General features: G+C 43.6%; 10 protein-coding genes. 1 reads left to right on the top strand and 9 read right to left on the bottom strand.

Annotation, left to right across the window (positions count from 1 at the left end):
- Position 1: 1 nt before the first annotated feature.
- Genes ACAM27_RS12210 through ACAM27_RS12240 form a run of 7 tightly spaced genes read right to left on the bottom strand, consistent with a single transcriptional unit; the run spans position 2 to position 8407 of the window.
- A complete protein-coding gene (locus ACAM27_RS12210; protein ID WP_369612041.1) occupies positions 2-1120 on the bottom strand; it encodes a glycosyltransferase family 4 protein in 1119 nt (372 codons plus the stop codon).
- 54 nt (positions 1121-1174) lie between these two features.
- Positions 1175-2551 carry an O-antigen ligase family protein gene (locus ACAM27_RS12215; protein ID WP_369612042.1) on the bottom strand — a complete coding sequence of 459 codons (1377 nt, stop codon included), beginning with the start codon at positions 2549-2551 and terminating at the stop codon, positions 1175-1177.
- A 4-nt stretch (positions 2552-2555) separates the two neighbouring features.
- Positions 2556-3539, bottom strand: a complete 984-nt coding sequence (locus tag ACAM27_RS12220; RefSeq protein ID WP_369612043.1) for a polysaccharide deacetylase family protein — start codon at positions 3537-3539, stop codon at positions 2556-2558.
- Between the two features lie 53 nt (positions 3540-3592).
- The gene (locus tag ACAM27_RS12225) at positions 3593-4729 is read right to left on the bottom strand and encodes a glycosyltransferase (protein ID WP_369612044.1); all 1137 of its coding nucleotides are present in this window, start codon (positions 4727-4729) and stop codon (positions 3593-3595) included.
- A 30-nt stretch (positions 4730-4759) separates the two neighbouring features.
- The gene (locus ACAM27_RS12230) at positions 4760-5644 is read right to left on the bottom strand and encodes a glycosyltransferase (protein ID WP_369612045.1); all 885 of its coding nucleotides are present in this window, start codon (positions 5642-5644) and stop codon (positions 4760-4762) included.
- 22 nt (positions 5645-5666) lie between these two features.
- Positions 5667-6938 carry a glycosyltransferase gene (locus ACAM27_RS12235; RefSeq protein ID WP_369612046.1) on the bottom strand — a complete coding sequence of 424 codons (1272 nt, stop codon included), beginning with the start codon at positions 6936-6938 and terminating at the stop codon, positions 5667-5669.
- A gap of 17 nt (positions 6939-6955) precedes the next feature.
- Positions 6956-8407: a hypothetical protein gene (locus tag ACAM27_RS12240; RefSeq protein ID WP_369612047.1), complete on the bottom strand. Its 1452-nt coding sequence runs from the start codon at positions 8405-8407 to the stop codon at positions 6956-6958.
- Between the two features lie 272 nt (positions 8408-8679).
- Here ACAM27_RS12240 and ACAM27_RS12245 point away from each other — a divergent pair, with 272 nt between their 5' ends.
- Entirely contained in the window at positions 8680-9867 is a 1188-nt protein-coding gene (locus ACAM27_RS12245; protein WP_369612048.1) for a glycosyltransferase family 4 protein, read from the top strand.
- Positions 9868-9870: 3 nt separating this feature from the next.
- On the opposite strand, the gene ACAM27_RS12250 is transcribed toward ACAM27_RS12245, so the two are convergent.
- A complete protein-coding gene (locus ACAM27_RS12250) occupies positions 9871-10977 on the bottom strand; it encodes a CapA family protein (RefSeq protein ID WP_206851851.1) in 1107 nt (368 codons plus the stop codon).
- Complete coding sequence (locus ACAM27_RS12255; RefSeq protein ID WP_369612049.1) at positions 10964-11881, bottom strand: CoF synthetase; 918 nt, start codon at positions 11879-11881, stop codon at positions 10964-10966. Before ACAM27_RS12255 ends, ACAM27_RS12250 begins: the two co-directional genes overlap by 14 nt.
- Between the last annotated feature and the right edge of the window lie 87 nt (positions 11882-11968).

Raw genomic sequence — 11968 nt, forward strand, 5'->3', positions numbered from 1 at the left:
ATCAGACCCCTAAAACTTCGTCATATAAAACGCGTAGCCGACTCGCTGGAATCGATATATGGAAACGTTCGATCGCTGTCTTCTGGTAGACTAAAAACTCTTCTCTGGAAGACACCTCTATCTCTGCCTTAATTAGTTTAGCCAGGCTTTTAGCATCTCCAGGTGCGAAAATCCTTGCAGGCGAACCCGCGACTACTTCTCGAAGGCCAATACAATCTGTTGAAAGTAAGGGGGTGCCAGAAGCTAAAACCTCCATCGCCAATAGCCCACACGCTTCCCATCTGGAGGGCATAGCCACCATATCTACCGATTTAATCATTGCAGGCATATCATTCGTGGCAGGCAATTGTACAAAATAATCGGCCAAGCCAGCTGATGCTAAATACTCGTAATCCTCTCGGATAAAACCTCCCCATCCGAAAGTGAGCACCTTTGGCATCGGCTTGAATTGATCTCCTTTTAATATGACCAAAGCATCAACAAGTGTCCGAAACCCTTTTTGTCCCATAAACCGGCCAAAGAAGCCAATTAAAGGAACGTCTATTGGTATCTGCAACTTCCGCCGCAAATCGATCGGCTGACCTGACGCAAAAAACTCGGTGTCGACACCGTGAAGTATTGGTCTAAAGCAAGATCTTGGGAGGTTAGGAAAAAACTCAATAAAGTTTTCTGTTGCATCGTTGGTAACCGTATGAATCGCATGCATCTTCGCAAACAATTTCGCCATTACGTATTTACGAAACTTGCCCTTCCAGCTATTAAATTGCGTTTCTAAAAATACATCATGGGCGGTCATTAGGTGTTTCGGCGCTTTCCGACCAAAGGTCGCAACTTCGGTTAATAGACCAGCTCCGAATCCATGAGAATGAATAAGATCATATCCCGGGATATCTAGTTCCTTACGGATTACCCTAACAAAACCGATCACGTCATTCGGAGCTGATACTATTTTAAACCTGTCCTCACCCAAAATTGGGATAAGAAACTCTGCCAGTTGATGATCAGCGTCAGGAGCAATCAAAGTAAAACGATCTCCACTAAAGTCTGGCTGACTATATATATAACGAAAAAACGTTCGTATGCCACCACCTGGCTGTAAAGCTGTCATCAAGACATGCATATTTGGCTCCCTGAGGTTTCGGTTATAGAACTGAACAAACAACTATTAAATAGATCAATGTTTCCGATACCTCAATCTTTTTGCTAGCACAAATCTATTCGCCTCTGCAACCTCAGAATCATCTACAATATCTATCGCATCACAATCTCTTTTATTGATAGCAGAGCTTGCTAAACGGGTTAGAGCAATGGTCATGCCACCAAAAAGATACCAATAATACTGAGACAACCCCCAGTAATTAATACTATAAACTGCATACATCCAAAAAAGACAGACCATTACTTTATTTAGTCTCTGATAAAAAATAAGCCTATCATCCTTAATTTTTCCAATACTTTCTCGCATAATTAACAACTGCTTAGCAGATCTAGCCAAAAAGATCAGAAATATTACAAAACCAATGACTCCTAGCTCAATTAGCAGCTCGGCATAGAGATTGTGACTTGCCTGTCGACTGCCAAGCTTATGCGTTTTAGCTTCTGGAGTAGTACCTAGGCCGTGCCCCACGATTGGCCTCGTTAAACCAAGCTCAAATTCCCGAACCATGCCTCGTAAGCGACCTTCAGCAGACGCGCCACCTGCGGTGTCACGATCAATCAAAGAAAGATACCTATCCTTTTGGACAGGCGTCATAACATTAAAAGCAGCTACGACCACGACCACAGCTAATGCTGCAAGACGAAACTTATATCTTGATTCTTTGAACACCATAAATGCCACAACTAAAAGTGCAATAAATCCGCCCCTAGACATGGTTAGAATCAAAGCATAAAGCAACGCTGGCATAATCAAAAGGTATAGTAGCTTACAGAGCCATCCTCTTGGGAAAAGCAAATAATGAAGGAACGGTATAACAGTTGCTATCACAAAGCCTAGCTCATTTGGATTAATAACGTCTGCTGGAGCGCCGGCTAGTCGATTTGCAAAATCGCCACCACTCAGATGGGTTGCACTTCCCCAATAACCCTGGGTTATATTTAAGAAAAGAGGCTCGAGAACTCTAAAAACCTGACAAAAAACGAAAACACTCACGAACCAAACTAATCGTTTTTCAGTATCGACAATCAAAGCGGTAAAAAACAAAAAAACTACAGACCTTATAAATGTATCAATATTAAGTCGAAGCACACTACCAGGCCACTCCACAAAAGGAAGGCTTACTACGATATAGGAAAGTAAAACGAATATAATTCTAAAAATCGGATCATTGAACCGGTCTTTTAGCTTATCACGCTGTAAAAAAAGAAGGAGACTAATTGAAGCAACAGCCAAAAGCGTCGGTCTAATTACACCGTATCCCGGAAGTCGAACGGAAAAGCGAAGAAAAAAATCACATATAAAATAAAGGAACAGAATATAAGTAAATTGGCTGACGGAGTTCGTTTTATAACCCGCAAAACGTCTGCCTACTTTTGGTTCACCAGTAGCCATTATATCATTCTGCCTCATCGGCTATATAACTGGGCTTGAGCAAATATTCCCTCCTGAGCACATGGCCCAGCCATTCAACACCCGATACAGCTTTATGGAACTGAAACATATCGTCCCCACTTACATGCCGCCTCATCAAATAACGATCTCTAGTTCCAACTGCATCCGGAAATGCCGTTACCGCCCCAAGAAAGCCAGCCTCTCTCACTAACTCAGGCAACAAATCATTAAAATCCGAAGGTTGTCCATTTGGATAGCAGAACGTGCGCTCCCGCTCTCCCAGATGCTCTTTTAATACATCGCGACAACCAAAGATTTCACTTCTAGCTTGGGCTGGAGACACTCGACCGAGAGATGGATGAGTAACAGTATGGCCACCTATTTCAATACCAAAAGCTTGCATCTCATGTAGCTGATTCCAGCTCAGCGGAGCAAAAGCCCCAGGAATAGAATCTGGAAACACGAGACCAAGGCGATCCGCAAGACCTCTAATGAAAACATGCTTCTCCTCATCAGAAACTAAAAGAGCATGGGCAACCCATTGTTTCCATAACTCGCGTCGACCATTATCATCTACCGGTCCACTTTTAACTTTAAGCGAATTAATTAGGAAATCATTCGGAATATAATTGAGACGCTCAAGGATCCACGTTATCTTATCCGGCCATAGCCACAGCCGTCCATCTATGAAACCGGTCGTTGCGAAAAGCGTGGCTGGAACGTTGTATTTCCTGAGAATCGGAAACGCATAATCATAAAAATCGCGATATCCATCATCAACAGTGATTACAACTGCATGCGGTGGCATTTTTCCAAACTCTCTTTGATACTGCAAGAGCTCAACCAAAGAATACGGGTTATACCGATCTTTAATATACTTAACTTGCCTATCAAAGTAATCGGGGCTAGCCCACCCAGTCACTGGAGGATTAGAAAACCTGTGATACATAAGTATTCTAGGTTGGTGCTTACAAATGTGCTTTGCCACCTGATATCCACCTAGGGGGCCGAACGTGCGAACGGGTCTAGATAACCACCCCATCAGTGTTCACTCCCCACTTCACTAAGACTTTCATAGACGCGCTCATGTTCCATAACCATTCTTCGCATGCTAAAACGTTCTGTAGCGGTTCTTAAAGACTCCTTGCCCATACAATGACGCAAGCTGGAATCTTTATATAAATCATCGAGATACGACGCGAGTGCTGAGATATCGCCAACCGGGTATAGAAAGCCATTTTCTCCATGTGAAACCGCCTCCGGATTACCTCCGACATTACTACAAACGACTGGCAAGCCGGCTTGCATATACTCAACGATCGCATTTGAGAAACCTTCAGATTCTGAACACAATACACCTATATCAAAGCCATTTAGGCATTGCCTAACGTCACTTCTTGGTCCTAACAAATGAACTCTTTCACCTAATTCGAGTTTATACGATAGTGATTTCAGCATATCCAAATCTCCATCACCGATAACGACAAGATGAAGATTCTTATCTCGAAGACTAGGATGAACTAACGCATGGATCGCATCACTTATACGCTTTATTGGCCTTACATTCGCCACTAAAACTATAAATATCGCTTCGGGATATCGCCTTCGAAGAGAAGATATATCATGGGGTATTAGATCACCAGAGTCATAGAATTCATACCCATTATAGATGATCGATATCTTTTTTGAATTGAGTGGCTCATTTATACTGGTCACCGCCCCAACCGCTTTGCTATTAACGATTGCTCTGCTTACAAATCTACCGGACATCGCCAACATGAATCGATACTTCAAGTTATACCAATACCCCATGTCCCGCCGGGATATTATTACTCTTATTCCATTAACCCTAAGTATGGGAGGACAAATAACAGAGGGGTCGTTAAAAAATATATGGGCAACACTTATATTCATAGCCCGCGCTTTTTTTGCAAATCTCCACATAGCCATCCATGTTGCAGGAGATAATAGTCGGGTATGACCAAGAACATAATAATCACAAGGAAACCCTTTTTCCTGTAAGTATTTAGATTCCCGAAATACAAGCAGTACCGGATTAAATCTAGTCCGATCAAGCCCTTTAATTAAACTATACAACTGCCCTTCAGTTCCAGCATTAGGATTCTTAAAGTAGTCTATTACAAAAAGAAGATTTTTTGGCGCATCCCTCTGCAGCATCAACTTTGTTTCCCTTCAAGAGGTTAATCATTATATGTTTTCACGACCAAGAATAACTGAAATTGCGCGTCTCGGATCAAGGAAACCCGAGGTGATAATATGACGAAACGCAAACAATTTATTACCATCACGCCAAAACGTCTGAGCCAAACGAAAATGGAGAACGGCCTTTCGCTTTCGGATGGTAGCATTTGAATAAGGATAACGACTTTGAGCACGCTCGAGTATACGCATACCTGTGATCCAACGCGTCTTCAAGCCTTTAACACTAATAGAATCGCCGTGTTTTCGATAATAGAAGGCAAGCTTTGGCAGATAAACCGTTTTTGTTTTCTCCATGATTCTTAGCGCCATATCATGGTCCTGTCCCGCACGGAATGATTCTTCAAAATAACCAACATCGTCAAAGACAGATTTTCGAATTAACGAGCCTCCCGGAAGGGCCATGTAACAATCTAAAAGTAACCGATTGGGATCTCCGGTCTCTTCATGGCTATGGCCAGGAATTTCAAAAAGAAAATTACCTGATGCATCTATCGCGTGCCCCTGCCCATAAACCATACCTATATCTGGATTCATTATAAGTATAGCTGCTTGTTCTACCAATTTATTAGGAGCGAACATGTCATCACTATCCAGGATCGCCACGTACTCTCCTTTTGCTTTCTCTAGCCCCAAATTTATTGATCTTGATTGGCCTCTATTTAAGCGCCCGGGATGATGAAAAAGTCTTATAGAACCCTCAGCGTGATATTTTTTCAGGATTTCATAAGTACCATCAGTGGATCCATCATCAACAACTAAAACTTCGAAGTTTTTATAGTTTTGGCTTTTAACAGATCGAATAGCTTCCTCAATAAAAGACTTTCTATTATACGCTGGAATTATAACTGAAATTAGATGATTATCTTTCATTTTTTTCGTTACCCCTAATAAATCAATGCAAAGCAAACTTCAAACCTTGCTCCGATAAATACTTATAATCTTGGGATAACAAATCCTCATCACTTTTTTCAAAGTAATAGAAACCCAGCCTCATACTATAAAAACCAACAATATTCTGGGACCATTTCATCCCATTTTCTTCGGACCAGCGTGAAAGCATACGATTTAGTTTTTTAACATTCTCTTGTGCACTTATATCCTTAAAAGCCAAATTACGTATTTTATCGTGAGAATCCAAATTCAGATAGAATTTAATTTTAGTTCTCAATTCCCGTACCGAGGAAACCAACGCACCTACATTAGGAGATATAAAACTCTTGCTCCCAACATGTGCATTTTCGAACATAATTACCGGTGTTCCAGAGATTAATGCCTCAGCCACTGCTATATAAGAACCTTCGCGATAAGACATTGCGCAAAATACTTTTGCTCGCTGAAAATAATCTCTAAGGTCCTCTTGAGATGGATTCTCAACAATAATTACCCTGTCTAAAACACCGTATTCCTCAGCTTCTCTCCTAATACTATTGCCATCCCTTTGGCCCAAAGGAACACCAACACAGACCGCGGAGACGGAGTTAGGTAATCCTTTTAGCGCCTTAAATAGTAACCAATGCCGCTTGAACGTCGCGAAATTCGCGACAATCAAACAGTCGATGTCCCTTTTTAGGTCCGAACGGTGAAAAAAATCAGAATTCACCCAACTGGCCGCATTAAAAGGCAAAGCATGACAATTTTCACCCAAATACTTTACGAGTTTTCGTTCTGATTCATGGACGGGAAGCAAAAATAGGGGACGACCATTAAGAACCGAAATCAAACGAAATAGTTGGCTTGAAAAAAGACCTGTCCAAGAGGGGATAAATACGATGTAATACCTATCAAGCAGCGAATCTACTCTCTTCAAATTTAGTAAATTCTCCAACTGATTCTCAAAGGAAACGACTATCAATCCTTTTTCTTCATTCGACAGATAGGGCTTCACCACCAAGCTGTAACTTAGCTGTACTTCATCTCTGACAGTAGACTTTCGATTTATTTCAGACGATAGTCTCTTAGCCTCTAAAATTCTTTTTTCATTCAATAGTCTCGGGAAATGAGCCAAAACCCCGGAAATATTCTCGAGCTTCAGCTCATCGCTATTTTCTCTCCTAAATTTACTAAAAGTATATTTCAGTAGAAAGTACCAGCCTGAAAAATCTAGCTCTCTGGCAAAATTAAATAGTTCCCGTCTGAACTTCCTTGTAAAATTTTTCCTCAACACAAAAACCTCAAATTATTTCAGTTTACTTGCAAATTAATTGCTGCAGGAGGATAAGAACAATCCGAATTGTTACACCACTCAAGGCCTTTTGAATTTGAAACCCCATCCCTATCAAATATGTAAAAATACAATGGTTTTGATACATCAAGCGAGCCCATTACCAGCTCGACTTCAATAGAACGGTCGCTCCAACTCACAGGTCTCTGCAATTCGCAATGTCCGCCTTTGGTCCTCAAGCTGACGATATCTGGGCGATTGCAAAGCATAATTCTTTGAGATGTCTTATCTAGATAAATATCGTCAACTTCTACGGAAAAAGGTACCGGCATGAAATCATCTATTCCCAGCAACGCTATGGTCAAACCTGCGCTGTCAGAAATTGATGACGAGGTGAACGCTTCCCTCCAACTTTGCTCACTTGAAAGGTAGACTTCCCCGTTCAGCCACGCAGTCACATTTGGCGATGCTCCAGTGTCAATCTGGATTTCAAACAGATTCCATTTACCAGGAATTGGATAGAGGCCTCCGAAACTACTAGACCATATGTTTTCTCCCGTGCCCGAGAGGCCCAGATTCGCAAGTGAAAATCTATACCCTGTTCCATCAGGGTTTGACCAAAAGCGTGCGTATTTTCCTCGAGGAGTAAGAAAACCGTATTGATCAAACTTTGCTAAAGAGGCCGACTCAGGGAAGGTGACCTCAGCACCCGACTCAATGCCAACTAGTCGCTTCCCAACTAGTTCCTTTACGCTCACTCCTGCTGGAGGCTCAATAAAAAGCCAACCATTTGGCAACGCACCAACTTTTTCAAAGGCCAACACTCGCCCTTGGCTTTCCAAGCCCTCTATCTTAAATGACTCACCGTATTTCTCAGGGCCGCCTGTCAAAAACGAAGTAGGATTACTCTCGGCAGGGATCGCATAATAGTTGCTCAGATTATATGGTAGCTTAATCCAAAATGCCGAATACATCTGGGAAGACTGAAAATTTGTTTTTTCCCCGCCACTAGCTCTTGGCCATCCCAGAAAATTGACATTACCCCTCCCGTAATAGTGTGAGCCAGGATTGCCATCACGGGTTTCGCGAGTTTTGGTCACTAGCATTCCAGTGCTGTGTTCTTCCGGCAAAGAGGGCTTCGTCCAGATCGTATTTGGATCTGAGTCTATCCGCTTCACCAAAGCCATATCCTGAAATGTTGACTGGTATTTGTTTTCGACTCCGTTCTCCCAAGTGATGTCTGTATGATCATACAGAATAGGGGCACTTTGAGTTTTTGCGCCGAATCCGGAACCAATAATCTTCAATGTCTGGCCGGACTGGAGCTCATTTTGCGCCCCAAACTCAATCCCGGAAACTGTCGGGGCGGCCAAGACAGAGGACGAAACAAGCGACAATCCGATTAAAACAAAAGGTACACTCGACCTTTGAACTCGCCCCATTGAGATCAAAAATGCTGATAATTTTTTCATTTTCATCTCCTCCGGCTACACTGCTGCATATAGCCAATGATTCTAGCTGTCCCAATCAACTAGTTTGATCAGTCAGTTGGCATCATCGCCAAAACTGGTGCCAGCCATGATTGCTTGGTACCTACTTTTATATTAATCATTGTCTCAGATTTTGCGACTGCGTACTCTACATATCGCGCATTTTCGTTAGTTTGTTCAACCCTTTGGGACCAATACCTTATAATGTTTTTCGATAAGGCTTGCCCCGAACGAAAACACCAGATGGTTCAAAAATGGATATATTTATTCTTTACAAGGAAGACTACCCTTGGGATGTAAGGGTTGAGAAGATTGCTGAAAGCTTGAGAGATCGAGGTCACAATATCACCATCGTTGCTCGTAACCTTTCTGGTATGAATCCTGCTGATCTGCAGGATGGTCTGTCCATCATTAGACTTCCGGTCATCGGCAGTAACAATTCGCTGCTCCGAAAACTAGCGAACATTCCATTTTGGTTCAGCCCCCTTTGGGTTCGCACACTTCGCCAAGCAATATCAAAGTCCGAAAAACCAATCGTTATTGTTCGGGATATCCCGTTGGTTAAAACGGCACTGCTTGTCGCGAAGCCAAAAGGAGCAAAAGTAGTTCTGGACATGGCGGAAGTCTATCCCTACATGTATGCCTCTGCCCGAATGTTCAGTGCCGGCAAAACCTTGGAGTCGATTACCAAAAGCCCAGCTTTAGCCGAGAGATACGAATCCCAGATACTACCTAAGCTCGACCATACGCTAGTGATGATCGAGGAATCCCGCGACCGACTATTGAGAAAAGGCGTCGATCCGGATCGTGTAACAATCGTCAGTAACACCCCACCCACCAAGAAGTTTTCTGGCACGAAACACTCTCACGAAGGGCATACCCTTCGCTTGGTCTATGTAGGGTTCTTAACCAAACTGCGAGGCTTGGATCTCCTAATCGAAGCAGCTTCTGAATTCATAAAAATGGGCAACGAACCCAGCTCACTCAAAATCGACATTGTCGGCAAAGGAGCAGAGCGGGAGCACTTGATTAGTCGTGTTAAAGAGCTAAACCTACAACAGTCAGTGACTATTCACGGGTGGCTGGAACACAATCAGGTTGATGAGTTAATGGCGCAAGCGAATGTTGGCGCTCTCACCTACCGAGTATGCCCCCATTGGAACCACACCATTCCGAACAAAATTTTTGACTACATGCTCGCCGGTCTTCCGGTTTTGGCTACCGAGGTAGAGCCCATAAAAAGGATCGTCAACGAAACTGAATCGGGCCTGGTATGCAAGGACCTCGACATCAAAGATATTGCTGAGAAACTTCAAATGCTCAAGTGTCCTGAACTCCGTGCAACCCTTGGAAAGAACGGAGTTTACGCAGTTCAATCGAAATACAATTGGTCCAATGATGAGAAGCGCCTTCACGCGGTCATTGATTCATTAGCCAAATAGACTTCAAGTCCCGGTAAGCCGCCTATAAGCGGTTCTTGCCAGGGACTGAAACAGAAAGTCTGGAGGATAACGGATGATATTCTTAAGAAAATAACGATAGCTAGAGTACCTGAATCGTAATTCCTCAGACTTATATCTCTCCACGTATTCTTCATCGGTGCTAGGTTTGTTTTCCATCTTTTCAAAACGTTCCCACGATAACAGTGAATCCACTGAGGCTTTGGTCGCTTGATCGGCGATTCTTAACCGAAAATCCTTATCAATCACAATGGGCACCCAACTGTACTTAGGGCGCTGACCCGGCTCCAGTTCCACTTGAGCAACCAGCGTCTGTTTTGTACTTTCGGACCAGAGATCAAAAACGAAATTGCCAAGAGAGTAAAAAATAACACCTTGCTTGTATCGCTCGACCGGCTGGACAACGTGTGAATGATGCCCTAACACCACGTCGACTCCTGCGTCTATCAACGCCCTGCCAATCTCCACCTGGCTTGGCGAAGGATAATCCAAGAACTCAAGTCCCCAGTGGATTGAGCAAATCAGAAAGCCCGTACACGACGCTCTCAACCTTTTAACCTCTGCGAAGAGGTTTTCGCGATCTTGTCTATTGCTATAGGGAAGATTCGTTTTGTCTTTGGCCCATTCCTCCGGCCTCATGGAAACATTAAAAATATGACTTTCAACGCTTCCATGCGAAATAGTGTGGACATTAGTACGGCCTTGGGACTCAAGCCCGATAACATCCATGCCGGCATCTCGAACATTGGACACAGTATCCCAGAACGCAGCCTCACCGTGCTGCATAGCATGGTTGTTCGCAACACAGAGCACATCAATTCCGGCTTGTCGTAGAAAGCTAAGGTGCTCGGGGTTTCCTCGCATCTCAAATGAAGCCAGCTTCCTTGGTTTTAGTCCCAAATCAGAGGTCACTGTCTCTAGATTGGCAATCACAGTATCGGCATTATCGAAACACCGTGAAATCTCCTCCAGGACACGAAATCCAAGCTTGGAAAACGTGCTCCGCATACCGTGGCCGACACAGACCGGGTGATCACCAAGGGAGATATCTCCGACTGCTGAGATACGTAGGGCTTTATTATCCGTTGACATCAATGTCCAGATCCTGAAAAAAGTAGGTATGCTTACCGTTACGCATCACGTCCTCACCAGCGTTGACGGTCCTAATTAAATCCAGCTGCTCATTTAGCTGAGCTCTTAGCTCCAGATTAACCCAATTCTTTAGATGATCAGTGCCATGCGAAGGGCTGGACGAAACATAGAGTTGGAATTCCCCCATTTCTGTCTGCGATACAGTGAACTTGAAGCACTCATGAAACTCATTCATATAGGCATCAAGCGCCCTACCGAAAACCACTGCATGGAACTTATGCTCTGGGGTTAAATACGCAAATTGTTGAGCTGTCCGTCCCTGTAGCTCCTCTATTACTCTTGTACCCCCTAATAATTCACAATTACTCTCAACCGTTTTGAAGGCATCCCCCAGTTTGTAACGGACAAGGCTTTGAGAATTTCGCGAGATATCGGTAATCAGGGCAGAATCATATTCTGACTCAACCCACAACCAGGGGTTCACTAGGTGCAAATGCCCTTTCTTGCATTCGAAAGCGATAATATCGAACTCTGTAGATCCATATTCTTCGAGCACCGGGGCACCAAATGCGGAACTAATAAACCTTTTTTGTGCTGGCAGTATTGATTCCGCCGTACAGATCACGGCTTTCACACCCTCTGGTTGGAATCCGTTCTTTTCGATAATTTGGGCAGCCTCCAGGATTAGGGAGGTGTAACCGTAGACATACTGAGGCTTCCAGCTAACAAGGTCTGAGACCATATCCTTTGCATTAGACTCGGCTGGATAGAAAACTTTTCGGTTGAGCAGGAAATCACGAATCTTCGACGCGAAGGTGTTTGCAGCTCGGCCCCAGATACGCGCCTCGCGGTGCCCTAAACGTATGCCATGGTAACGATAGCAATACGAACGTACTGCAAGCATTCGTGCCAACTCTTCTCTTGAGAGAAAAATATGAGTTGGATCTCCCGTCGTACCCGCGGTGTGACGAGAGTATCCCGATGCTCTCTT

The sequence above is a fragment of the Marinobacter sp. RI1 genome, from assembly GCF_041155085.1.
GTDB lineage: Bacteria > Pseudomonadota > Gammaproteobacteria > Pseudomonadales > Oleiphilaceae > Marinobacter > Marinobacter nauticus.